Origin of the sequence: Caulobacter zeae (assembly GCF_002858925.1) — a bacterium.
Taxonomy (GTDB): domain Bacteria; phylum Pseudomonadota; class Alphaproteobacteria; order Caulobacterales; family Caulobacteraceae; genus Caulobacter; species Caulobacter zeae.
Map to the genome: position 1 here is coordinate 41,859 of NZ_PJRS01000049.1, position 22,151 is coordinate 64,009.

22 protein-coding genes are annotated in these 22,151 nt (G+C 68.5%); 8 read left to right on the top strand and 14 right to left on the bottom strand.

All coding sequences use genetic code 11. The features are described 5' to 3' along the window. Nucleotides 1-59: 59 nt before the first annotated feature. The 3 genes from fabB to SGCZBJ_RS23535 all read right to left on the bottom strand — a co-directional run bounded on the left by fabB (nt 60) and on the right by SGCZBJ_RS23535 (nt 2,485). The gene (gene fabB, locus SGCZBJ_RS23525; RefSeq protein ID WP_101720349.1) at nt 60-1,274 is read right to left on the bottom strand and encodes a beta-ketoacyl-ACP synthase I; all 1,215 of its coding nucleotides are present in this window, start codon (nt 1,272-1,274) and stop codon (nt 60-62) included. A gap of 69 nt (nt 1,275-1,343) precedes the next feature. After that, nucleotides 1,344-1,859, bottom strand: coding sequence for a 3-hydroxyacyl-[acyl-carrier-protein] dehydratase FabA (gene fabA, locus SGCZBJ_RS23530; protein WP_101720350.1), 516 nt, complete (start codon nt 1,857-1,859; stop codon nt 1,344-1,346). A gap of 86 nt (nt 1,860-1,945) precedes the next feature. Further along, nucleotides 1,946-2,485 (bottom strand): SH3 domain-containing protein, encoded by a 540-nt coding sequence (locus SGCZBJ_RS23535; RefSeq protein ID WP_101720351.1) that lies wholly within the window; start codon nt 2,483-2,485, stop codon nt 1,946-1,948. A gap of 73 nt (nt 2,486-2,558) precedes the next feature. On the opposite strand from SGCZBJ_RS23535, the gene SGCZBJ_RS23540 reads away from it, so the two are divergent. Together SGCZBJ_RS23540 and SGCZBJ_RS23545 are read left to right on the top strand one after the other, a co-directional pair. After that, nucleotides 2,559-3,545: a 2-hydroxyacid dehydrogenase gene (locus tag SGCZBJ_RS23540; protein ID WP_101720352.1), complete on the top strand. Its 987-nt coding sequence runs from the start codon at nt 2,559-2,561 to the stop codon at nt 3,543-3,545. A gap of 120 nt (nt 3,546-3,665) precedes the next feature. Then, nucleotides 3,666-5,732, top strand: a complete 2,067-nt coding sequence (locus SGCZBJ_RS23545) for an alpha/beta hydrolase family protein (RefSeq protein ID WP_133149318.1) — start codon at nt 3,666-3,668, stop codon at nt 5,730-5,732. Between the two features lie 183 nt (nt 5,733-5,915). On the opposite strand, the gene SGCZBJ_RS23550 is transcribed toward SGCZBJ_RS23545, so the two are convergent. From SGCZBJ_RS23550 to SGCZBJ_RS23560, 3 genes are all read right to left on the bottom strand, one after another. After that, entirely contained in the window at nt 5,916-6,722 is an 807-nt protein-coding gene (locus SGCZBJ_RS23550) for a DUF3800 domain-containing protein (RefSeq protein WP_101720354.1), read from the bottom strand. Between the two features lie 43 nt (nt 6,723-6,765). Beyond that, nucleotides 6,766-8,280, bottom strand: coding sequence for an acetyl-CoA hydrolase/transferase family protein (locus SGCZBJ_RS23555; RefSeq protein WP_101720355.1), 1,515 nt, complete (start codon nt 8,278-8,280; stop codon nt 6,766-6,768). 131 nt (nt 8,281-8,411) lie between these two features. After that, nucleotides 8,412-9,149, bottom strand: coding sequence for a HesA/MoeB/ThiF family protein (locus SGCZBJ_RS23560; protein ID WP_165799422.1), 738 nt, complete (start codon nt 9,147-9,149; stop codon nt 8,412-8,414). A 5-nt stretch (nt 9,150-9,154) separates the two neighbouring features. On the opposite strand from SGCZBJ_RS23560, the gene hslV reads away from it, so the two are divergent. From hslV to SGCZBJ_RS23580, 4 genes are all read left to right on the top strand, one after another. Beyond that, nucleotides 9,155-9,754: an ATP-dependent protease subunit HslV gene (gene hslV / locus SGCZBJ_RS23565; protein WP_165799423.1), complete on the top strand. Its 600-nt coding sequence runs from the start codon at nt 9,155-9,157 to the stop codon at nt 9,752-9,754. Nucleotides 9,755-9,929: 175 nt separating this feature from the next. Continuing rightward, nucleotides 9,930-10,769, top strand: a complete 840-nt coding sequence (locus tag SGCZBJ_RS23570) for a DUF4440 domain-containing protein (RefSeq protein WP_240621623.1) — start codon at nt 9,930-9,932, stop codon at nt 10,767-10,769. Further along, a complete protein-coding gene (gene hslU / locus SGCZBJ_RS23575; RefSeq protein ID WP_101720358.1) occupies nt 10,766-12,061 on the top strand; it encodes an ATP-dependent protease ATPase subunit HslU in 1,296 nt (431 codons plus the stop codon). The genes SGCZBJ_RS23570 and hslU overlap by 4 nt, the downstream gene beginning before the upstream one ends. A 366-nt stretch (nt 12,062-12,427) precedes the next feature. Next, the gene (locus SGCZBJ_RS23580) at nt 12,428-14,944 is read left to right on the top strand and encodes an FtsK/SpoIIIE family DNA translocase (protein WP_101720359.1); all 2,517 of its coding nucleotides are present in this window, start codon (nt 12,428-12,430) and stop codon (nt 14,942-14,944) included. 263 nt (nt 14,945-15,207) lie between these two features. Here the strand turns inward: SGCZBJ_RS23580 and SGCZBJ_RS23590 are convergent, their stop codons facing one another. From SGCZBJ_RS23590 to SGCZBJ_RS23610, 5 genes are all read right to left on the bottom strand, one after another. Continuing rightward, nucleotides 15,208-15,486, bottom strand: coding sequence for a hypothetical protein (locus SGCZBJ_RS23590; RefSeq protein WP_101720360.1), 279 nt, complete (start codon nt 15,484-15,486; stop codon nt 15,208-15,210). 78 nt (nt 15,487-15,564) lie between these two features. Beyond that, nucleotides 15,565-16,077 carry a DsbE family thiol:disulfide interchange protein gene (locus tag SGCZBJ_RS23595; RefSeq protein WP_101720361.1) on the bottom strand — a complete coding sequence of 171 codons (513 nt, stop codon included), beginning with the start codon at nt 16,075-16,077 and terminating at the stop codon, nt 15,565-15,567. Beyond that, complete coding sequence (gene ccmD / locus SGCZBJ_RS23600) at nt 16,074-16,241, bottom strand: heme exporter protein CcmD (RefSeq protein ID WP_101720362.1); 168 nt, start codon at nt 16,239-16,241, stop codon at nt 16,074-16,076. Before ccmD ends, SGCZBJ_RS23595 begins: the two co-directional genes overlap by 4 nt. Nucleotides 16,242-16,245: 4 nt before the next feature. Continuing rightward, nucleotides 16,246-16,995 carry a heme ABC transporter permease CcmC gene (gene ccmC, locus SGCZBJ_RS23605; protein ID WP_101720363.1) on the bottom strand — a complete coding sequence of 250 codons (750 nt, stop codon included), beginning with the start codon at nt 16,993-16,995 and terminating at the stop codon, nt 16,246-16,248. 49 nt (nt 16,996-17,044) lie between these two features. Then, nucleotides 17,045-17,644 carry a Spy/CpxP family protein refolding chaperone gene (locus SGCZBJ_RS23610; protein ID WP_101720645.1) on the bottom strand — a complete coding sequence of 200 codons (600 nt, stop codon included), beginning with the start codon at nt 17,642-17,644 and terminating at the stop codon, nt 17,045-17,047. Nucleotides 17,645-17,939: 295 nt separating this feature from the next. Here SGCZBJ_RS23610 and SGCZBJ_RS23615 point away from each other — a divergent pair, with 295 nt between their 5' ends. Further along, the gene (locus SGCZBJ_RS23615; protein WP_101720364.1) at nt 17,940-18,833 is read left to right on the top strand and encodes a DMT family transporter; all 894 of its coding nucleotides are present in this window, start codon (nt 17,940-17,942) and stop codon (nt 18,831-18,833) included. On the opposite strand, the gene SGCZBJ_RS23620 is transcribed toward SGCZBJ_RS23615, so the two are convergent. Both SGCZBJ_RS23620 and SGCZBJ_RS23625 read right to left on the bottom strand, forming a co-directional pair. Then, complete coding sequence (locus SGCZBJ_RS23620; RefSeq protein WP_101720365.1) at nt 18,830-19,258, bottom strand: putative signal transducing protein; 429 nt, start codon at nt 19,256-19,258, stop codon at nt 18,830-18,832. The two genes, SGCZBJ_RS23615 and SGCZBJ_RS23620, sit on opposite strands and share 4 nt — an antisense overlap. A 12-nt stretch (nt 19,259-19,270) precedes the next feature. Continuing rightward, complete coding sequence (locus tag SGCZBJ_RS23625) at nt 19,271-19,726, bottom strand: hypothetical protein (protein WP_101720366.1); 456 nt, start codon at nt 19,724-19,726, stop codon at nt 19,271-19,273. 96 nt (nt 19,727-19,822) lie between these two features. Between SGCZBJ_RS23625 and SGCZBJ_RS23630 the strand changes: the two genes are divergently transcribed. Next, a complete protein-coding gene (locus tag SGCZBJ_RS23630; protein ID WP_240621624.1) occupies nt 19,823-20,341 on the top strand; it encodes a surface-adhesin E family protein in 519 nt (172 codons plus the stop codon). Here the strand turns inward: SGCZBJ_RS23630 and SGCZBJ_RS23635 are convergent. Further along, nucleotides 20,338-22,137 carry a DUF885 domain-containing protein gene (locus tag SGCZBJ_RS23635; RefSeq protein WP_240621625.1) on the bottom strand — a complete coding sequence of 600 codons (1,800 nt, stop codon included), beginning with the start codon at nt 22,135-22,137 and terminating at the stop codon, nt 20,338-20,340. The two genes, SGCZBJ_RS23630 and SGCZBJ_RS23635, sit on opposite strands and share 4 nt — an antisense overlap. Nucleotides 22,138-22,151: the final 14 nt, after the last annotated feature.

The following is a 22,151-nucleotide window of genomic DNA, read 5'->3' on the forward strand; positions in this document are numbered from 1 at the left end:
TGGTTAGCAGGCGGGGTTCCGCTTCGGAACCCGCCCGCCCCGGCGTGTCTGGAAAAGGCTCAGTCGGCCTGGCCGAAGATCAGCGTGCCGTTGGTGCCGCCGAAGCCGAAGCTGTTGGACATCACCGTGTCGAGCGGCTTGTCGGCGCGCTCGCGCAGGATCGGCAGGTCGGAGAACTCGGGATCGAGGTTCTCGATGTTGGCGCTCTCGGCGGCGAAGCCGTTCTTGAGCATCAGGATCGAGTAGATCGCCTCCTGCGCGCCGGCCGCGCCCAGGCTGTGGCCCGTCAGCGACTTGGTCGACGAGATCAGCGGCGCCTTGTCGCCGAACACCTCGCGCACAGCGCCCATCTCCTTGCTGTCGCCGACCGGCGTCGAGGTGCCGTGCGGGTTCAGGTAGTCGATGGCGCGGCCGCCGGCCTGGGCCATGGCCAGCTTCATGCAGCGGGCCGCACCCTCGCCCGACGGGGCGACCATGTCGTAGCCGTCGGAATTGGCGGCGTAGCCGATCAGCTCGCCATAGATCTTGGCCCCGCGCGCCTTGGCGTGCTCGTACTCCTCGAGCACGACGACGCCGGCGCCGCCGGCGATCACGAACCCGTCACGGTCCTTGTCGTAGGCGCGGCTGGCCACGGCCGGGCGGTCGTTGAAGTTGGTGCTCATGGCGCCCATGGCGTCGAACAGGTTCGACAGGGTCCAGTCCAGCTCCTCGCAGCCGCCGGCGAAGACGATGTCCTGCTTGCCCAGCTGGATCTGCTCGGCGCCCGCGCCGATGCAGTGGGCGCTGGTCGCGCAGGCCGAGCTGATCGAATAGTTGATCCCGCGGATCTTGAACCAGGTCGACAGCACCGCCGACGGACCCGAGCTCATGGCCTTGGGCACCGCGAACGGACCGATCCGCTTGGGGCCCTTTTCCTTCGTCGTGGCCGCGGCCTCGACGATGACGCGGGTGGACGGACCGCCCGAACCGACGATCAGGCCCGTGCGCTCGTTGGAGATGTCGCTCTCCTCGAGGCCGGAATCCGCGATCGCCTGTTCCATGGCGATGTGGGCGTAGGCCGTGCCGGGCGCCAGGAAGCGGGCGGCGCGGCGATCGACCAGGCCTTCCCACTCGATCTGGGGCGCGGCGTGCACCTGGCAGCGGAAGCCGAGTTCCGCGTACTCCGGCGCGGCGACCACGCCCGACTTGGCCTCGCGAAGCGAAGCCAGCACCTCGTTGGCGTTGTTGCCGATGGACGAGACGACGCCCAGTCCCGTGACGACGACGCGACGCATATCAGTACCTCTTTCTCCCCGATCGCCGGAGCCGGCTCCTTGAACAGAACGGCCGGCCTGTCGGTTGGATCAACCCGCCATCTGTTCGGCCGTGAACAGGCCGACCTTGAGGTCCTTGGTTTCGTAGATCACCTTGCCGTCGGCTTCCATGACGCCGTCGCCGATGCCCATGACCAGCTTGCGCATGATCACGCGCTTGAGGTCGATCTTGTAGACGACCTTCTTGACCTCGGGGGTCACCTGGCCGGTGAATTTCACTTCGCCCACGCCCAGGGCGCGGCCGCGACCCGGCGCGCCCGACCAGCCCAGGAAGAAGCCGACCAGCTGCCACATGGCGTCCAGGCCCAGGCAGCCGGGCATGACAGGGTCGCCGATGAAGTGGCAGCCGAAGAACCAGAGGTCCGGGTTGATGTCGAATTCGGCTTCGACATAGCCCTTGCCGTACTTGCCGCCCTCGGATTCGATCCGGACGATGCGATCGAACATCAGCATCGGCGGCACGGGCAGCTGGGCGTTGCCGGGGCCGAACATTTCGCCCCGGCCGCAGGCCAGGAGCTCTTCGAAGGTGTAGGCGCTCTTTTGCATGCGAACGCCCCTAGCACGGCGCCGGGGCGGGCCTCAATGTTACATTCGGCGACAATTGGTGAGAGACCCGCCGAAACGGGTCGAAATCAGCGTCCCTCCGGACACTGCAGTGCCTCTTTCGCCCCCCAGATCTCGCCTTCCGGGGCCCAGCCCGACGCGCCGTCGGCCTTCAGCCGGCACCAGCCCTTCTCGCATTTGTCGAGATTGGCGATCGAGCGGCCGGCCAGATAGGCGCTGATCCGCGACTCCGGCTTGGGCGAGGCTCGCAGGGGCAGGGGGCTGTCCTGCACCCGCATGGCCGTGCGCCGGCCGTCGGTGGTGCGCTTGTGCACCCAGGCAAGGCCCCCTTCGGGGTCGCAGATCCGCCGCCATTCACGGGTTTCGGCCACCACCTGCACCGGCAGGCCCTTGGCTTTGTAGATCCACAACAGGCGGTGCTGCTCGTCCGGGCCCTGGCGCGCATTGACCTCGCCGTACTTCAGCACGACGTAGCGCGGCACCGGCAGGCCGGACGGCGTGGTGGCCGGCGCCTGGGCCAGGGCCGGCCCCGCCGGCAGCAGGATCGCGGCCGCGAGACCGCCCAGCGCCAATCCGCCCAGCGAACGATGTTTGCATTTCACCGGCATGTTGCTTGGCCGCTTCCGGCCCCTTTGCTACAGATTTCGAACGCCCGTCAGGGAAAGGCTTTTCGGACCGCCCATGCCTGCCCGCAAGCTCAAAGTCGTCGTCACGCGCAAGCTGCCCGATCCGGTCGAGACGCGCATGTGCGAACTGTTCGACACCGAACTGAACCTGTCCGACAAGCCGATGACCGCCGATGAGCTGGTCGAGGCCATGGGACGGGCGGATGTTCTTGTGCCCACCATCACCGATCGCATCGACAGTCGCCTTCTGTCGCGATCCGGCGAGCGGCTCAAGCTGATCGCCAACTTCGGGGCCGGGGTCGACAATATCGACGTCGCCACCGCCAATGCGCGGGGGATCATCGTCACCAACACCCCCGGCGTCCTGACCGAGGACACCGCCGACCTGACCATGACCCTGATCATGGCCGCCGCCCGCCGCGTCGTCGAAGGCGCCGAGGTGGTCAAGGCCGGCGAGTTCCAGGGCTGGTCGCCGACCTGGATGCTGGGCCGCCGCCTGTGGGGCAAGCGCCTGGGCATCGTGGGCATGGGCCGCATCGGCCAGGCGGTGGCTCGCCGCGCCAAGGCCTTCGGCATGCAGGTGCACTATCACAACCGCAAGCCCGTCAGCCCGCGCATCGCCGAGGAGCTGGGCTGCACCTACTGGGAAAGCCTCGACCAGATGCTGGCCCGGATGGACATCATCTCGATCAACTGCCCGCACACCCCGGCCACCTACCACCTGCTGTCCGCCCGCAGGCTCAAACTGCTGCGACCGCACGCCATCGTCGTCAACACCGCCCGCGGCGAGGTGATCGACGAAGGCGCCCTGGCCAACATGCTGGCCCGGGGCGAGCTGGCGGGCGCGGGCCTCGACGTCTACGAGCACGAGCCGGCCATCAATCCCAAGCTCTTGAAACTGCCCAACGTGGTGCTGCTGCCGCACATGGGCTCGGCCACGGTCGAGGGCCGCATCGACATGGGCGAGAAGGTCATCGTCAACGTGAAGACCTTCATGGACGGCCACCGGCCGCCCGATCGCGTGATCCCCGCCATGCTGTGATCGCCGTCCGGACGATCGCATCTTGCAATTGCAAAGCTTGCGGAAACTCGCGACTGTGAGGTCGCGGGGAAATTGAGGCCCCGCGTCTGTAGTCTTCAGTGCGACCGGGGGGCCGCCGCCTTGCTTACACGCCGTTTCATGATTGCGGCCGCCTCGTCGGCGCCGCTGGCCATCGACCATGCCTTCGCCGCGGACGACACGTCGGGCGATGCGAAGAAAGCCGACGCCAAGAAGACCGAGGCCAAGACCGACAAGGCCGTCATCGTCCCACCCAGCGTCGACGAACTGCTGCAGGGCGCCGAGGTGCTCGACACCGCCCTGTCGCCGGACGGCTCGCGCGTGGCCATCCTCGTGGAGCGCAAGAAGGGCGACAAGACCACCGCCCTGATCATCTTCTACGAGACGACCGGCAGCGACGAGTCGATCAAGCCGGTGCAGTTGGGCGAGACGGTCGTCGACCAGGTGGAATGGGCCAACGAGGAGCGCCTGCTCATCTGGGTGCGGATGACCAAGGACGCCAAGGGCCATCCCATGGGCCTCTATTTCTACGGCGAGTTCATCCCCATTCCGGTGCGCCGCATCCTGGCGATCGGCGCCGACGGCCGCGACCCCGTGGTGCTGTTCAACAACCAGAAAGGGGTGATGAAGCGGCAGTTCAATCTGGCCAACGTGGTCGACCGGATGAACACCGACCCCAAGCGGATCCTGATGCAGATCTGGGACACCGTCACCGAGTGCGAGACCCTCTACGTGGTCGACGTCTATACCGGCGAGGCGGTCCATCTCGAGCGCGGGTCCCCGTCGACCGACGGCTGGTACACCCAGAACGGCGTGCCGGTGATCCGCTACGACTCCAACGCCCGCGGCACCGTGGTCAGCGTCCTGGCCCGCGCGCCGGGCGAAAAGGAGTGGAAGCTCTACAAGAAGGTCCGCCGCAACGAGCTGAAGAAGCTGTCGGACCTGGAGTTCGTGGCGCCGACGCCCGAGCCGGGCGTGCTGCTGATGCTGTCGACCGACGAGGGGGCCGACATGCCCACCATCCGGCGCTTCGACACCAAGTCGATGAGCATCGGCGACGTCGTCTCGCACGACGACAAGCGCCCGATCCAGGGCGTGTTCGTCGACGAAAGCTACAAGACGCTCAGCATCTCGGTCAGCGACGACCGCAGCAACCACCGCTTCGTCGATCCGAAGCTGGCGGCCCACTACAAGGGGATCAACGCCTTCTTCGGCGACGAGTGCAACGTCAGCCCTTTCGACGTCAGCGGTGACCACAAGCGGTTCATCTTCTTCGTCAGCGGCCCGCGCCATCCGGGTGCCTTCTGGCTGTACGACCTGGACAGGAAGGACCTGCGCCTGCTGGGCGACAAGCGCCCGTGGCTGACGCAGGAGCGCCTGGCCCCGATGAAGGCCGTGCCGATCAAGACCCGCGACGGCCAGACCATCACCGCCTACCTGACGACGCCGGTGATCGCCTCCGACAAGCCCCGGCCGATGGTGGTGCTGCCGCACGGCGGTCCCGAGGTGCGCGACACCTTGAGCTTCGACCTGTTCACCCAGGCGCTGGCCGCCCAGGGCTGGCTGGTGCTGCAACCCAACTTCCGCGGCTCGGGCGGCTACGGCAAGGCCTTCGCCAACGCCGGCCGCAAGCATTGGGGCGACCTGATGCAGGAGGACGTCGAGGACGCCGTGGCCCAGGTGGTCGCCTCGGGCGCCGCCGATCCCGACCGCATCGCCATCTGCGGCGTCAGCTATGGCGGCTATGCGGCCCTGATGGGCGCGGTGCGCCGCCCCGAACTCTACAAGGCCGTGGTCTCGATCGCCGGCGACGCCGACCTCGTCGAAAGCCTGGCCTTCTCGCGCTCGGAAGACGGCTCGGATTCCGACGCCTACGCCTATTGGTGCAAGACGATCGGCGATCCCAAGGCCGACAAGGCCATGCTGCTCGCCGCCTCGCCCTCCGAGCGCGCCGCCGAGATCAAGGCCCCGGTGCTGCTGATCCACGGCACCGAGGACACCATCGTCACCCCCAAGCAGTCGAAGATCATGGCCAAGGCCCTCAAGGCCGCCGGCAAGCCCTGCGAGCACATCGAGATGAAGGGCGTCGGTCACCGCGACTGGTCGGACGACAACTGGAAGATGGTGCTGACCAAGTCGATCGAGCACATCCGCAAGGGGTTTGCGTAAGGGGCTGCCCGACCCGGTCTTGACACGGCGCACTTTTGGAGTCCGTTGACCTTTTGTTCTGAGTCGCTATATTTGATGTGAGGCGGCCATGCGCCGGAACACCCCAGAGCACTCCAAGAGTGCAGGCGAGAATTCGCAATTATGGGCCGGGGGGTCGCCTCACTTTCACGACCTGCATGCTTCTCAATCCCTCACTTCGAAAAGAGCGACGAACTTGCGTTGCTCAGGCGTCAGCGCCAGCCTGTCAGCCCAAGGGTAAAGCTTCACTCCGTAGCTTAGATAATTTCCCTTGCGGCTATACATGCGAGGTCTCAGCGCCTCCGCATACTTCAGCTCACAGTTGCCATAGAAGTCGGGCTCGATACCCGATGTTATCGATGAAGCGACGATATCAGCGATCTGCAAGCCTGCTCGTTTGCTGTGGTCCTGCGCTTCGATGCCATTGATATCGACGACCGCCCAGTTGATCTGCACGGCGGGGTCGTCGAAGTTCTTAAGCTTGAGCAGGTATGCGCGAAAGGCTTCGTAAGATAGTCCGCCCCGCCGCGAGAAGATGATCTTCACGCGCCCATCGCCCTCCGGAACGATGCGGCGCAAATCTCGGCAAAGCCACGATATCCGTTCGATCAAATACCGGCAAAGATAGAAATAAAGCTGATTTTTCTCAGCATAGATCTCCGCCTGCAGGCTGGGCTTATGCGCCGCAACACATATCCCCCGCAAGGCCTTGGCCGCCAGAACCTGACTCGCCATGGTCCTTTGGCCGTGATTCATATCCTTGAAGTGAAGGGGCCTGTTCTCGACCTTCCGGCCCAGTTTGGATCTGATCTCGTTTCGCCACTCGACCATCTCAAGATCACGCGACATCCGGCAGACTGTCGCTGACAGCGTCAGCCAAGTCGAGGCGCCGCCAGTTTGCCCCGGAATTCTGTACCGGCGAAAACCGTCGTCGCCTGACTCATCGATGTACGCGATGTAGCTGTGCGCCATTCATGGGAGAAGATCACCCTCAACCCAGAATAGCAACGCTTCCTCAGCCCCGCATGTCGCCGGTTTCCATAAACCGCTGGTGCCAGGACAGCGCCTCGCCCGGCAGGGTCGGGGTCTGGCGGCCGTAGGCGCCCAGCTGGGCGCGCTGGAAATAGTCCTCCAGGGCCGGGCGGAAGTCGGGGTGGGCGCAGTTGTCGATGATCACCCGGGCCCGCTGCTTGGGCGACAGGCCGCGCAGGTCGGCCAGGCCCTGTTCGGTGACGATCACCTGGACGTCCTGGTTGATGTGGTCGACGTGGCTGACCTGCGGGACGATGGCCGAGATCTTGCCGCCCTTGGCCGTCGACGGGGTCATGAAGATCGAGACATAGGCGTTGCGGGCGAAGTCGCCCGAGCCGCCGATGCCGTTCTGGATCCGCGAGCCCATCACATGGGTCGAGTTCACCGCGCCGTAGATGTCGGCCTCGATCAGGCCGTTCATGGCGATGCAGCCCAGGCGCCGGATCAGCTCGGGGTGGTTGGAAATCTCCTGCGGACGCAGGATCATCTTGTCGCGGAAACTGACCATGTCGGCGTTGAGGCCAGCGGCGGCCTCGGGACTCAGCGAGAAGGCGGTGGCCGAGGCCATGCGCAGCTTGCCGGCGGCCAGCAGGTCGAGCATGCCGTCCTGGATCACCTCGGTATAGGCGGTCATGTTCTCGAACGACGCATCCACGAGGCCCGTCAGCACGGCGTTGGCGATATTGCCCACGCCCGATTGCAACGGCAGCAGGGACGGGGGCAGGCGGCCCATCTTCACCTCGTGGGCGAAGAACTCCAGCAGGTGACCGGCGATCGCCAGGGCCGAGGCGTCGGGCGCGGCGAACGGCAGGTTACGGTCCGGCGCGTCGGTCTCGACCACCGCCACGACCTTGCTCGGATCAACCCGGAAATAGGCCTCGCCGATGCGGTCGTCGGGCCTCACCAGCGGGATCGGCACGCGGTTCGGCGGCAGGGCGGTGCCGTAGTAGATGTCATGCATCCCCTCCAGCGCCGGGTTCTGCCAGCGATTGACCTCGAGGATGATCTTCGAGGCCCGGTCCAGCCAGGTCTTGTTGTTGCCCACCGACGAGGACGGGATCAGCGAGCCGTCGGCGCGGACGCCGGCGATCTCGACCACCGCGGTGTCGAGCGGACCCAGGAACCCCTGCCAGGCCATCGGGGCCACTTGGCTGAGGTGCATGTCGAAATACTCCATCTCGCCGCGATTGATCTTCTCGCGGGCGATGGGGTCGGAATTGTAGGGCAGGCGGAACTCGACGCCGTCTGTCTTGGCCAGGGCGCCGTCCAGCTCCGGGCCGGTCGAGGCGCCGGTCCACACCTTGACGCGGAACTTGTCGCCGGCGGCATGGGCCGTCTCGATGCGCTCGGCCAGGGCCATCGGCACGGCCTTGGGATAGCCCGAGCCGGTGAAGCCGCTCATGCCGACGGTCGAGCCCGGCTCGATCAGGGCGGCGGCGTCCTGCGCGCTCATGACCTTGGCGGCCAGGCCGGGGTGGGCGATGCGAGAGGTGGTCATCGGTTTTCTCCCTTGGCCGACCGGCGGCAAGGGGGAGGTCCGCCGGGACCGGCGGCCGGCAACCTAGACCAAACGATCCCCTGGCTCGACCCCGTAAAGCCCCGTAGGCGCAAGGTTTTCGCCGAACGGCGCTATGCTCCGCAGGCGGGGCATCCCGGGTCCGCGCCGATGCGCACCGTGCGGGTCTCGGCCGCCAGGGCGTCGTAGATCAGCAGGCGTCCGGCGAGCGGCTTTCCGGCTCCGGCGATCACCTTCACCGCTTCCAGCGCCATCATCGAACCGACGACGCCGGCCAGGGCGCCGACCACGCCCACGAGGGCGCAGGTCTCGGCGTCCGGCGGGATCTCCGGCACCAGGCAGCGATAGCAGGGTTGGCCGTGGAACACACCGACCTGGCCCGTCCACCGCCCCAGCGCCCCGCTGACCAGCACCTTGCCCTCGGCCAGGCAAGCGTCGCTGACGGCGAAGCGGGTGGAGAAGTCGTCCGTCCCGTCCAGCACCAGGTCGTAGCCGCGCACGATCTCGCGCGCATTGGACGCATCCAGCCAGACGGGGTGGGGGACCACCGCCACGTTCGGGTTCAGCGCCGCCAGATGTATCGCGGCCGCCTCGACCTTGGGCTGGCCGACGTCGGCCTCGGCATAGAGCACTTGGCGCTGCAGGTTCGACAGCGACACCTTATCGGCGTCGGCGATACCGATCGTCCCCACGCCCGCGGCCGCCAGATAGAGCGCGGCCGGCGCGCCCAGGCCCCCTGCGCCGACGATCAGAACCCTGGCCGCCTTCAGCTTCTGCTGCCCCGGCCCGCCGATCTCGCGCAGCACCAGGTGGCGGGCGTAGCGCTCGACCTCGCGTTCGGAAAAGCTCATGGCGCTTGACCCTCCAGGCCGGCCTCGCCACATGCGAAGCCATGCAAAGCTCGAACTCGTTCCCCGACTGGCACGGCACCACCATTCTCGCGGTGCGCAAGAACGGCCACACCGTGATCGCCGGCGACGGACAGGTCTCCATGGGCCCAACCGTCGTCAAGGGCAACGCCCGCAAGGTCCGCCGCCTGGCCGGGGGCGCCGTCGTCGCCGGCTTCGCCGGGGCCACGGCCGACGCCTTCACCCTGATCGAGCGGCTGGAAGCCAAGCTCGAGCAATATCCCAACCAGCTGGCCCGGGCCTGCGTGGATCTAGCCAAGGACTGGCGCACCGACCGCTACCTGCGCCGCCTCGAAGCCATGCTTCTGGTCGCCGACAAGGACGCCATCTACACCGTCACCGGCGTCGGCGACGTGCTGGAGCCGGGCGAAAGCCCCGGCGGCGGCGCGGTCGCGGCCATCGGCTCGGGCGGCAACTATGCCCTGGCCGCCGCCAAGGCCCTGATCGACCAGGACCTGACCGCCGAAGAGATCGCCCGCCGCGCCATGGCCATCGCCGCCGAGATCTGCGTCTACACCAACGGCAACCTGACGGTGGAAGGGCTGTAGGGCAAAGATCCTCCCCCTCTGGGGGAGGTGGCCCAAAAGGGCCGGAGGGGGGCCGTTCTCAGCTTCCTGGGTATCGTTCGTCCTCCCCCCACCGATCGCTGCGCGATCGCCTCCCCCAGAGGGGGAGGTCCCTCGCCAACCGTGGCGCGCTAAGGTGCTGGCAGGAGGCCTGACCATGCTCAAGATCCTTCCCCCCGCCCTGATCGCCGCCGCCATCGCCGGGCCGGCCATCGCCCAGAACATCTCGGCCGCCCCCATCGAGGCCGCCGAGCGCGCCTTCGCGGCCGACGGCCTGGCGCTGGGGATCAGGGGCTCGTTCCTCAAGCACATGGCCGACGACGCCATCGTCTTCGCCCCCGGCCCGGTCAATGCCCGCGAGCTCTACGAGAAGCGCCCCGGGACGAACGAGCCCAGGCTGTTCTGGTGGCCGCAGAAGGTGGTGATCGCCCGCTCCGGCGACCTTGGCCTGTCCTTCGGCCCCTGGAGCATCGACGACAGGCGCGGCGGCTACTACGCCACCATCTGGCGCAAGGGCGCGGACGGGGTGTGGAAGTGGGTCTATGACGGCGGCGCCGAGGCCGATCCCGGCAAGGCCCCCGGTCCCGACGCCGCCGCCCAGGTCGGCCCGCTGGCCCCCGAGGGCGCGGCGTCCCAGGCCCAGGGCTTCGAGGAGGCCCGTAACGCCGAGGCCGCCCTGGCGTCGGCCGCCTCCACCGACGCATCGGCCGCGTACACGGCCGTGCTGACCAGCGACGCATGGCTGTTAGGGCCCAAGGGCGCCAAGACCCTGGCCGGAAACGACCTTTCCGCCCGCCTGGCCCTGCGTCCGGCCTCGATCGCGCTTCGTCCGCAGGGCGGCGGCGCGTCGGGCGCCGGCGACCTCGTCTGGACCCATGGCGAGGCGACTTGGAGCGGACCCGATAACAAACCCGTCGCCGCGCACTATATGCACGTGTGGCAGAAACGCGCCGAAGGCTGGCGCCTGATCTTCGAGACCCTGATCAACGACACATGACCGAGTTCTCTCCCCGCGAAATCGTCTCCGAACTGGATCGCTTCATCGTCGGCCACGCCGAGGCCAAGCGCGCCGTGGCCGTGGCCCTGCGCAACCGCTGGCGGCGCCGCCGCACGCCGGCCGACCTGCAGGACGAGATCACCCCCAAGAACATCCTTCTGATCGGCCCCACGGGCGTGGGCAAGACCGAGATCGCCCGGCGCCTGGCCAAGCTGGCCCAGGCCCCGTTCCTCAAGGTCGAGGCCACCAAGTTCACCGAGGTCGGCTATGTCGGCCGCGACGTCGACCAGATCGTCCGTGACCTGGTCGAAAGCGCCCTGGCCATGGTCCGCGACAAGCGCCGTTCGGGCGTGAAGGCGAAGGCCGAAGCCGCCGCCGAGGACCGCATCCTCGACGCCCTGACCGGCCCCGGCGCCACGGCCGCCCGCGACAGCTTCCGCAAGAAGCTCCGCGCCGGCGAGCTCGACGACAAGGAAATCGAGCTGACCCTGGCCGACAACGGCGGCGGCGGCATGTTCGAGATCCCCGGCCAGCCCGGCGCCTCGGTGCTGAACCTGGGCGAGATGATGAAGTCGTTCGGCGGTGGCCGCACCAAGACCCACAAGACCACGGTCTCGGGCGCCTGGGCCCCGCTGATCGCCGAGGAGAGCGACAAGCTGCTCGACCAGGAGGCCCTCACCCAGGAAGCCCTGGCCCTGGCCGAGAACCACGGCATCGTCTTCCTCGACGAGATCGACAAGGTCGCCAGCTCCTCGCAGCGCGGCGGCGCCGACGTTTCCCGCGAAGGCGTGCAGCGCGACCTGCTGCCGCTGATCGAGGGCACGACGGTATCAACCAAGTACGGGCCGGTGAAGACCGACCACATCCTGTTCATCGCCTCGGGCGCCTTCCACGTGGCCAAGCCCAGCGACCTGCTGCCCGAGCTGCAAGGCCGCCTGCCGATCCGCGTGGAGCTGAAGGGCCTGTCGCGCGACGACATGCGCCGCATCCTCACCGAGCCGGAAGCCAACCTGCTGCGCCAGCACCAGGCCCTGATGGCCACCGAGAACCTGACCCTGGTGTTCACCGACGAGGCCATCGACGCCCTGGCCGACGCGGCCGTGGCCGTCAACGCCTCGGTCGAGAACATTGGAGCCAGACGTCTGCAGACGATCATGGAAAAGGTCGTCGAGGAGATCAGCTTCACCGCCACCGACCACGGCGGCGAAACCGTCACCATCGACGCCGACTACGTCAACAAGCGCGTCGGGACCCTGGCGGCCAACGCGGATCTGAGCCGGTACATTCTGTAACCAAGATCCTCCCCCCGAAGGGGGAGGCGGCCCGAAGGGCCGGAGGGGGAAGCGGCTGCTGACGCGCCGCTGTCACTTCCCCCTCAGTCGCTCCGCGACAGCTCCCCCTTCAGGGGGAGCGTTTTGTCCCCGTCGCCCACGAAGAAAGGCCCGGGCGTCGCCGTCCGGGCCGTGAAGTCAGAGGGGATGTTACTAGGGGGATACGGGAGATGAATGCGCGTCCCGCGCGTCCGGTTCCATGAAGCTCTCGTGACGACGTGCGACACTAAGTCTTTGTTTCCAGAGGCCCCTCGATCCCGATCTCGGTAAACGCCCCTTAACCATCTGGGGCCACAAGGTAGCATTCGAAGTGCTTCGGAGTGGTTCATGGCGCGAGTTGCGCGGCGATCGAATGTGGAGCTGGTCTGGGAGGCGGTGCGCTACGGCTGGGACCAGCCGTGGACGGCCCGGTTCCGGGGCGGCGTCCTGGCGGTTCTGGGCGCGGGTCTGCTGCTGTCCCTGGCCACCTATGACGCCTCCGATCCCAGCTTCAACGCCGTCAGCGGCGCGCCGGCCAGCAACGCCCTGGGCGGCGCCGGCGCGGTAATCGCCGACGTGGTCGTCCAGTCCCTCGGCCTGGCCGGCTGGGTGGCGGCGATCATGATGCTGGTGTTCGGCCTGGCCCGCACCGCCCAGCCCGATCCCGACGCTCACCGCCGCGAACTGCGCGTGCGCGCCGGCGTCGGCGTGGCCGGCCTCCTGGCCCTGGCCGGCTTCCTGACCGTTCTGGCCAAGCCCGCCGTGTGGCCGCTGGCCAAGGGCCTGGGCGGCTTCTGGGGCGACGGCCTGCTAAACCTGCTGGCCGGGATCTTCAGCTTCGCCCACATCCCCGGCGCCCGGATCATCGCCGCCCTGCTGCTGCTGGTCGGCGCCGTGATCGGCGTCGGCTACGCCCTGGGCGTGCGCCGCGTCGACCCCGAGAGCGTCCTTTCACTGGTCGCCCGCCTGACCGCCCCGCGCGAACGCGCGCCCCGCCAGGAACCTGAACCGCAGGCCGCCCGCGCCCCGCGTCCCAAGGCCGCGCCGCGCCGTCCCGTGCGCGACGCCATCGACGCCATCGACAACGACGAACCCCAGGCTCCCTCGCCCCGCCGCGCCGCCCGCGCGCCCGCCCCGGTCGAGGACGACGGCGACGGCATGGTCGTCGCGCCCCAGCCCGCGCCGCGCGCCGGCAAGGCCGCCCGTCCCGCTCCGCCGCCGGTCGAGGACGACGAGGACGACTTCGCGCCCAGCTTCGAGGCCCGCCCGCTGGCGATCCGCCAGCCCAAGGCCCCGGCCCCTTCCAGCAACCGCGAACAGCGCGAACAGCAGAAGACCTTCGACTTCGAGGAAGACGAGGACGGCTTCCAGCTGCCGGAACTGGCCATGCTGGCCAAGGCCAAGCCGCGCTCGTCGGAGTTCGACGAGGGCGCCCTGCGCCAGAACGCCCGCCTGCTGGAAAGCGTGCTGGCCGAATTCGGGGTCAAGGGCCAGATCGACCAGATCCGTCCCGGCCCGGTCGTGACCATGTACGAACTGGTGCCGGCCCCGGGCGTGAAGACCGCCCGCGTCGTGGCCCTGGCCGACGACATCGCCCGCTCGATGAGCGTGATCTCGTGCCGCGTCGCTGTCGCCCAGGGCCGTAACGCCATCGGCATCGAAATGCCCAACCAGCGTCGCGAGACCGTCTATCTGCGCGACCTGCTGTCCAGCGCCGACTACGACAAGGCCAGCTCGATCCTGCCCATGGCCCTGGGCGAAACAATCGGCGGCGAGCCCTATATCGCCGACCTGGCCAAGATGCCCCACCTGCTGATCGCCGGCACCACCGGCTCGGGCAAGTCGGTCGGCGTCAACGCCATGATCCTGTCGATCCTCTACAAGCTGCCGCCTGAAAAGTGCCGCTTCATCATGATCGACCCGAAGATGCTGGAACTGTCGGTCTATGACGGCATCCCGCACCTCTTGGCGCCGGTCGTGACCGATCCGAAGAAGGCCGTCGTGGCGCTGAAGTGGACCGTCCGCGAGATGGAGGACCGCTATCGCCGCATGTCCAAGATCGGCGTGCGCAACATCGGCGGCTACAACGAGAAGGCCAACGAGGCCCTCGAGAAGGGCGAGCACTTCGAGCGGACCGTGCAGACCGGCTTCGACGACGCCGGCCGCCCGATCTACGAGACCGAGCAGATCCGCCCCGAGGCCATGCCCTACCTGGTCGTGGTCATCGACGAGGTGGCCGACCTGATGATGGTGGCCGGCAAGGACATCGAAGGCGCCGTCCAGCGCCTGGCCCAGATGGCCCGCGCCGCCGGCATCCACCTGATCATGGCTACCCAGCGCCCGTCGGTCGACGTCATCACCGGCACCATCAAGGCCAACTTCCCCACCCGGATCAGCTTCCAGGTCACCAGCAAGATCGACGCCCGCACCATCCTGGGCGAGCAGGGCGCCGAGCAACTGCTGGGCCAGGGCGACATGCTCTACATGGCCGGCGGCGGCCGCATCACCCGCCTGCATGGTCCCTTCGTCTCCGACGGTGAAGTCGAGGCCGTGGCCAAGTTCCTTCGAGACCAGGGCATCCCCCAGTACCTGGAGGAAGTCACCGCCGGCGGCGACGAGGAGCAGGAAGAAGCCATCGAGGGCGCCTTCGCCGGCGAGGGGGGGGCCAACGACCTCTACGACCACGCCGTGGCCGTGGTCACCCGCGACCGCAAGGCCTCGACCAGCTACATCCAGCGCCGCCTGCAGATCGGCTACAACCGCGCCGCCTCGCTGATGGAGCGGATGGAAAAGGAAGGCGTCGTCGGCGCCGCCAACCACGCCGGCAAGCGCGAGATCCTCGCGCCGCCCCCGCCGCCGCTGTAGGCGCGGGACATCGGAAAAGGAAAACGCCGCGACAGTCGATGTCGCGGCGTTTTTCGTTCTCGCGCCGACCGCTCCCCAAACTCGTCATCCCGGCCGTAGCGCAGCGAAGAGCCGGGACCCAGGGGCCGCCGCGATGCGCCGACGAACGTTCGCAAGCGAACCCTACCGCGGAGCCCAGTCCCCTGGGTCCCGGATAAGCGCTCCGCGCTTTCCGGGATGACGATGATGGCTCGAACTTTCAAAGCGCCCCGAAGGCGCCGACCTCAGACCAGGATGTTCAGCAGCGAACCCGGGCGCAGGATCTTCTGCGGCTGTTCGGTCGGCGCGGTGAAAGCCTTGGGCGGCACGGTGCGGCGCGCCTGGGGCTCGGTCTGGGTCTGCAACTGCACGGTCATCGGCGAGGCCGTGGGACGCGCGCTGGTCGCGTCGGTGACCGCCGCCTGGAAGAAGGCCGCCGCGCGCGACTGGCCGGCCGGAGTCACGGCGCCCGACGAGGGTCGGGCGGCGACGGCGGGCAGGCCGGTGGGACGAACGGTGCTCATGACGCAGTTGATAGCATGGTTAATGCAGAGTGCGCGAGCGTGGTTAACGAGCTTCTAAGCCGGAAAGTGCGCGACGCTTCAACGCAGCTTGAAAACGAGCGCGTCCAGATCCTGCGGCGTGATCGGCCCGGTGTGCTTGGCCACCACTTGGCCCTGCGCGTCGACCACGAAGGTCTCGGGCACGCCGGTGACGCCGAACTCCACGCCGGCCCGGCCGTCGCGATCGACCAGGCGGGCGGCGAACGGATCGCCCAAGCGCCCCAGGAACGCCTCGGTATTGGCCGGCGCGTCCTTGTAGGCGACGCCGACCACCCGCACGCCGCGCGCCTTAAGCGCCATCAGCTGCGGATGCTCCACCTCGCAAGGCGCGCACCAGGAGGCGAAGAAGTTGACCAGCATCGGCCCGTCGCCGGCGCTGCGGACCGGGGTCGGCGACCCGCTGTCGAGGTCGGGCAGGGAGAGGGCCGGAACCGGCTTGCCGACCAGCGCGTCGGGGCTGACCTGCGGATTGCGCTTGAGGGCGTAGCCGGCGAACAGCACCGCCAGGGCCGCCAGCACGATCAGCGGCGAGAAGGCCAGCCAGCGCTTCACTGGCGAGCCTGCTTGGCTTCGGCTTGCCGACGCTCGGCCTCGGCGCGCCACCGGCGGGCGACCGAAAGGCTGTCGGCGATCATCCAGGCGAACACCGCCGCCGTCAGGGCGAAGGCGGGCCAGACATAGACGGCGTACTTGCCGGCGTCGAAATCGAACTGCACGCGATCAGGCCTCCGCCGCCTTCAGGGCCAGGCTGCGCGCCTTGCGCCGCCAGACCAGGGCCCGGATCCGCACCAGCCACAGCGACCCGAACGCCGACAGATAGGCCAGCTGCATCAGCAGCATCGGCCAGGCATAGACGACTGGCAGTCGGTTCTCCGGCTTGGCCAGCAAGGTCGAGGAGCCCTGGTGCAGGCTGTTCCACCAGTCGACCGAGAACTTGACGATCGGCAGGTTGATGACGCCGACCAAGGCCAGGATCGCCGCGGCGCGGGCCGCCTTCTGCTCGTCGTCGATGGCGCCGCGCAGGGCCAGATAGCCGAGATAGAACAGCAGCAGCACCAGCACCGAGGTCAGGCGGGCGTCCCACACCCACCAGGTCCCCCACATCGGCTTGCCCCACAGCGATCCCGTGGCCAGGGCCAGCACCGTGAAGGCCGCGCCCAACGGGGCGCAGGCCTGGGCGGCCGCGTCGGCCAGGGCGTGGCGGAACACCAGGGCGAGAAAGCTGGCGATCCCCAGGCACAGATAGACGAACATCGCCAGCACGGCCGCGGGCACGTGGATGAACATCATCCGCACCGTATCGCCCTGCTGGTAGTCCTCGGGAACCGTGAAGGTCAGGATCAGGCCGACCACCGCAAGCACGCCGGCGATCGCGCCGAACATGGGCGCGGCCCAGCGCGAAAAGGCCATGAACCGCTCGGGGTTGGCCAGGAAGTCGAACGGGTTCTTGTTGTGGTTGCGGGCGCCCATCGACCTTGACTTAGATCGGCCTGAGGACGCCCGCAATCGTCTCGCGCGCTTACGAGCCCGACTTGCGCTGGATGATCACCCGGCGTTCGCCGAAACCGGGCTTGGGACCCCGGGTCTCGAAGCGGCGGACGGTGACGTTCGGGGCGCCGGTCACTTCCGGGCCGAGGGCGTCGAAGGCCTTCTTCTGGCTGGGCGTCAGGGCGTTGTAGAAGCTGCGGGTGGCGTCGGCGCGACCCTTGAGGTCGGCGGCGACCTTGGCCATGCGGTCGGCCTGCTCATCGAGGCGTTCCAGCGCGGTCGGCGGCGCCTTGTCCTTGGCGCTTTCGTCGCGAGCCGGCCTCGGCTCAGGGCGTTCCTTCGGACCCGTGGCGGCGATGTAGGCCTTCAGCGCGCCGTCCTGGCGGTCGGTCAGTTGCAGCACGTCGCGCAGGCGCTGGGCGCGGGCTTCCGGATCCTGGTGCATGCGGACCGGCCCGATGCGGTCGCGGAACACCATGTGGTCGAAGCTCGGCGGAGGCGGCGGGGGCTCGGGCGCTTCCGGCGGCGCAGGCGGCGGCGGCGGAGCGGCGGGCTGGGCCGAGGCGGCGACGACGCCGGCCGCCAGGGCCGCGCCGGCGGCGAGGGTGAGAGACTTCAGGACGAGACGCATGGCGATCTCCATCGCAAGGGGTGGAAACGAACTGCGGCCTAGGTTGAGGGCGGTTGTGGCGCGAAAATGTCTGAAGATGTGAACAATGTTACACGAATGAAGCGTTGCCAGGAGCGCTGATACGAAGTGCATGCAAATCAAGCACTTGATCCTGTTGCTCCAAGGCCTCGACACGCCGTCTTTCGAAAATTTCATGTTGTGCCGGGCCCTGCTGACAGCCCCTGACACGCAACCGGGCGATATCGAGGCCGCGCCGCCTCTCGCCAGGCGGCCACGGATACGCCATGAGGCCCCCATGAAACGCGTCGCCTTCCTCGCCCTGATCCTCGCCGGCACGCTGTGGGGCCTCGGCTTTCCGCTGGGCAAGCTGATCCTGCGCGAGACCGACGCGGCCCACATGGTGCTGCTGCGCTTCGTGGTCGCCGCCTTGGTCGCCGCCCCCTTCGCCCTGCGGACCAAGGAGGCCCGCGCCCTCTTCAAGTCGCCGGTGATGCTGGCCTCGGGCGCGCTCTACGGCGTGGCCTTCATGGTGCAGTTTGAGGGCCTGGCCCATGTCAGCGTCACCCTGGCGGCGCTGCTGGTCGGGGCCATGCCGGCCCTGATCGCCGTCTGCGCCAAGGTCATGGGCGAGAAGGTCAGCCGCGCCTCCTGGATGGGCGTGGGCGCGGCCACCCTCGGGGCGGCCCTGATCGCCGGCAAGCCAGACGGCGCCGGCTCGCTGCTGGGCGTGGCCCTGTCGCTGGGCTCGCTGCTGATCTTCCTGGCCTGGCTGGTGGTGCTGAAACGCGCGCCCAAGCCGCCGACGCCGATGGCCATCCCGGCGGTGACGGTGATCGTCGCGGCCTTCACCGTGCTGCCGATCGCGCTGGTCATGCACGGCCCGCCCAAGCTCGACCTGTCGCCGATCGCCTGGACCAGCGTGCTGGGCCTGGGCGTGCTGTCGACCCTGCTGGCCACCGCCGCCTGGCAGTACGGCTCGTCCCGCGTGGGCAGCGCCAGCGCCGGGGTGTTCATCAACATCGAGCCCCTGATGGGCGCCTCGATCGGCGTCCTGCTGTTCGGGGACCACCTGACCCTGGCCCTGGCCATCGGCGGCCTGATGATCATCGCGGGCAGCTTCGTGGTGGTGCTGGGCGAGAAACAGGCCGATCCGGAGAGCCTGCAGGCGACCCCGGCGCCGGCGCCCTAGCCAAACAGGGCGGCGGCCCAGGCCGCCAGCCCGACCGCCAGGCACAGCCCCGCCACCCCGACCGCCACCGACCGCATCCAGCCACCGCGGCCCTTGCCGCCGAGCAGCAGGGCGACCGTCGGCCCGAAGGTCGCCGCCAGGGCCAGCGCCGCCCCGGCCTTGGCCGTCGAGGTCACGTCGCCGGACGACGGGGTCTCGGCCAACGCCTCGCCGCCCCGCAGGTCGGCGATCAGGCGCCGGGCCTCATCGGCGTCGACATCGGGCGTCCATAGCCGAAAGCCGCCCATGGCGATGGTCATCAGATAGTCGCTGGCGCCCCAGTGTTCGTTCTGGACCAGCACCGGCACGCCCTCGGCCCGCAGCCGCGAGGCGGCGACCTGGGCCTCGACGAGGTCGGCGAAGCGGGCGATCTCGGTCAGGCTCATCGACCGGCCTCCTCAGCGCGGCTCGGATCCCAGCCGCCACAGATAAAGCTGCCGCGCCGGCGTGCCGACGCGCAAGCCCTCCAGTTCCTCGCGTTCTGCCTTGGTCAGCTTGAAACGGCTGTAGCCGCGCTGGGCCAGGCAGGTCTCGACCGCTCCGGTCGCTTGCCGCCGCACCTCGCGCCAGTTGCGGTTCATGTGCAGCTTCTGCTGGTCGGCATAGGCGTACATGGCGTCGAGCCCGCCCGCCGGATCGACAGCCATGTCCATCTCGAACACCACGTCGACCAGCGGCAGCTTCACCGGGGCCGCGGTCTCGACATAGTGCAGGCACTCGGCCTCGTCGGTGCGGTACTTCAGGTAGCTGATCCCCGACTTGCCCCAGCTGTCCTTGCGGGTCGGGGCGGCCTGCGCCGCGCCGGCCAGGGCGGCGAGCAGCAGCATCGACAGCGCGGCGGCCTTGATCGTCATCGGCAAGCCCTCGGCCGGTTGATCGCTCGGATACCCATGTTACCGTGACCAGCAACGAAGGAAAGGGCGCCCCGCGTCCGACATGGGAGGCCGCCGGTGACCCTCGCCGACCTGATGCTCGCCGCGGGACTGTCGCTGGCTATCCAGCCCGTCGCCTCGCCGCCCGTCCAGGCCCCTCCCGCAGCGGCCGCCGTCGACGGCGTCGTCGTCACCCCCGGCGAAAAGGCCAAGGCCATGCCGCGCTGGGCCCAGAAGGTGCGGGGCGACGGCTGGCCGTTCTTCGCCGCCGGCGAGGACGGGGCGGTGCTGATGTTCGCCAAGACCGCCAAGGGCAACGACGGCCTGAAACCCCGGGGTCAGGTCTGGGTCCGCCACGAGTTCCGCCAGCCGCGCACCGAAGCCGAGGCGCCGGACGCGCCGCCCTTCCTGTCCGAAAGGCTGCTCGTCGAGGTCGACTGCACGGCGAACCGCTTCCGCAACGCCGCGGCCTTCCGCTATCCGGCCAACAATCTCGAAGGCGCCGAGGACGCCTATCGCTTCGAGCAGGACTGGCAGGCCCCGGCCGCCGGGACGCTGGACGCCACGGTGGTCGAGGCCGCCTGCATGACGCCCTAGCCGGCCTTCTGGCTGGCGATCCAGGCGTCGACCTGGGTCTCCAGCACGTCGAGCGGCACAGAGCCGTTCTTCAGCACCGCGTCGTGGAAACCGCGCAGGTCGAACTTGAGCCCCAGCGCCGTCTCGGCCCGCGTGCGCAGCTCGCGGATCTTAAGCTCGCCCAGCTTGTAGGCCAGGGCCTGGCCGGGCCAGGTGATGTAGCGGTCGACCTCGGCCTCGATGTTGGTCCGCGACAGGGCGGTGTTGTCGAGCATGAAGGCGATGGCCTGGTCGCGGGTCCAGCCCTTGGAATGGATGCCGGTGTCGACCACCAGTCGGCAGGCGCGCCACATCTCGTAGGACAGCCGCCCCATGTCCTTCTCGGGCGTGTCGTAAAGGCCCATCTCGATGCCCAGGCGCTCGGAATAGAGCCCCCAGCCCTCGACGAAGCCGGTGAAGAAGGCCGCGTTCTTGCGGAACTCCGGCAGGTCCAGCTCCTGTTGGAGCGCGATCTGGTGGTGATGGCCGGGCACCGCTTCGTGCACCGTCAGGGCCGGCATCTCGTAGAGCGGCCGCTGGTCCAGATGGGTGGTGTTGACGAAATAGACCCCGGGCGAGCCCGTGCTGGCAAAGCCGGCGTTGTAGTAGGCCGTGGTGTTGCCCTCGGCGATCTCGGCCGGGATCTCGCGCACGGTATAGGGCAGGCGGGGCAGGGTGGCGAACAGCTTGGGCATCCAGCCGTCGATGGTCTTGGCCAGGAACGTCGCCTCGCGCATCAGCTCGGCCGGCGTTTTGGCGTAGTATTTCGGGTCGGTGCGCAGCTTGTCGATGAACGCCTTGCGATCGGGCGCGACGCCGCTCTTGCGGGCGACCTCGTCCATCTCGGCGCGGATGCGGGCCACTTCCGACAGGCCCAGCTGGTGGATCTCCTCGGGGGTCTTGGTCGTCGTGGTCATCACCCGCACCTGGTAGGCGTACCAGGCCGGCCCCTGGGGCAGGGCGGCGGCGGCCACGTCCTTGCGGCACCTGGGGGCGTAGTCCTTCTCGTAGAAGTCCGACAGCGCCTGGTAGGCGGGATTGACCTTGCCGGTGATGGTCGCCTTGGCGCGGGCCTGCATGGCGGTCCAGTCGGCGTCGGCGATCGTCGCGGGTTTCTTGCCCTTGAACGGCTTGTAGAAGGCCGAGGCCTCCGGATCCTTGGCGATGGTCGCCGTGATCGTAGCCCCGAACGCCTTCATCGGCGCGCACGGCTGGACGTAGCCCTTGGAGAGGCCCTCGCGCACCGTGGCGATCGAGGCGGCGTTATAGGCCGGATAGAGGTCCAGCCGCTTCAGGTAGCTGTCGTAGTCGGCCTTGGTGAAGAACGGCAGCATGTCGGGCAGGGCGGCGAAGTACTGGTGCCAGCTGCCGATGCTGGAAAACAGCATGGTGCGCTGGCCAAAGCGATTGCCCTCGACCTGCTCGCTGAGCATGCGGTGCAGTATGGCCTTGTTGACCCGGTCGGGCTGGGTGAGGCCGGCGTCGGGAATGGCGTCCAGCCGCGTGAGAAAGGCTTGCGCCTCGGCGGCGCGGCGATCGGCGAAGGCCAGGGACGGATCGTCCAGCTGGTCGTCATAGGTCCGCACCCCCAGCAGGGTGGCCTGCAACGGCGCGCCCTTCAGCCACCAGGCCCAGTGCTCGTCGACCAGGGCCTTCAGCGCCGGCGAGGCGACGCCGGCCGAGGCGGTCGCCGCGGGCGCCTGGGCCAGGGCCGGCGACACCGAGGTTCCGGCCAGTACGGCGGCCACGCAGGCCGCTCCCATCCACCGCTTGAGCATGTTTCCCCTCCTTG

Excerpts from the sequence above, each read along its gene's own strand:
- SGCZBJ_RS23580 (WP_101720359.1), top strand. The coding sequence starts at position 12,428 with ATGGCGCGAGTTGCGCGGCGATCGAATGTGGAGCTGGTCTGGGAGGCG.
- SGCZBJ_RS23560 (WP_165799422.1), bottom strand. The coding sequence starts at position 9,149 with ATGAGCTTTTCCGAACGCGAGGTCGAGCGCTACGCCCGCCACCTGGTG.
- SGCZBJ_RS23610 (WP_101720645.1), bottom strand. The coding sequence starts at position 17,644 with ATGCGTCTCGTCCTGAAGTCTCTCACCCTCGCCGCCGGCGCGGCCCTG.
- SGCZBJ_RS23540 (WP_101720352.1), top strand. The coding sequence starts at position 2,559 with ATGCCTGCCCGCAAGCTCAAAGTCGTCGTCACGCGCAAGCTGCCCGAT.
- SGCZBJ_RS23635 (WP_240621625.1), bottom strand. The coding sequence starts at position 22,137 with ATGCTCAAGCGGTGGATGGGAGCGGCCTGCGTGGCCGCCGTACTGGCC.
- SGCZBJ_RS23625 (WP_101720366.1), bottom strand. The coding sequence starts at position 19,726 with ATGACGATCAAGGCCGCCGCGCTGTCGATGCTGCTGCTCGCCGCCCTG.
- fabB (WP_101720349.1), bottom strand. The coding sequence starts at position 1,274 with ATGCGTCGCGTCGTCGTCACGGGACTGGGCGTCGTCTCGTCCATCGGC.
- SGCZBJ_RS23620 (WP_101720365.1), bottom strand. The coding sequence starts at position 19,258 with ATGAGCCTGACCGAGATCGCCCGCTTCGCCGACCTCGTCGAGGCCCAG.
- hslU (WP_101720358.1), top strand. The coding sequence starts at position 10,766 with ATGACCGAGTTCTCTCCCCGCGAAATCGTCTCCGAACTGGATCGCTTC.
- SGCZBJ_RS23590 (WP_101720360.1), bottom strand. The coding sequence starts at position 15,486 with ATGAGCACCGTTCGTCCCACCGGCCTGCCCGCCGTCGCCGCCCGACCC.
- SGCZBJ_RS23550 (WP_101720354.1), bottom strand. The coding sequence starts at position 6,722 with ATGGCGCACAGCTACATCGCGTACATCGATGAGTCAGGCGACGACGGT.
- SGCZBJ_RS23555 (WP_101720355.1), bottom strand. The coding sequence starts at position 8,280 with ATGACCACCTCTCGCATCGCCCACCCCGGCCTGGCCGCCAAGGTCATG.
- SGCZBJ_RS23615 (WP_101720364.1), top strand. The coding sequence starts at position 17,940 with ATGAAACGCGTCGCCTTCCTCGCCCTGATCCTCGCCGGCACGCTGTGG.
- fabA (WP_101720350.1), bottom strand. The coding sequence starts at position 1,859 with ATGCAAAAGAGCGCCTACACCTTCGAAGAGCTCCTGGCCTGCGGCCGG.
- SGCZBJ_RS23535 (WP_101720351.1), bottom strand. The coding sequence starts at position 2,485 with ATGCCGGTGAAATGCAAACATCGTTCGCTGGGCGGATTGGCGCTGGGC.
- ccmC (WP_101720363.1), bottom strand. The coding sequence starts at position 16,995 with ATGGGCGCCCGCAACCACAACAAGAACCCGTTCGACTTCCTGGCCAAC.
- SGCZBJ_RS23570 (WP_240621623.1), top strand. The coding sequence starts at position 9,930 with ATGCTCAAGATCCTTCCCCCCGCCCTGATCGCCGCCGCCATCGCCGGG.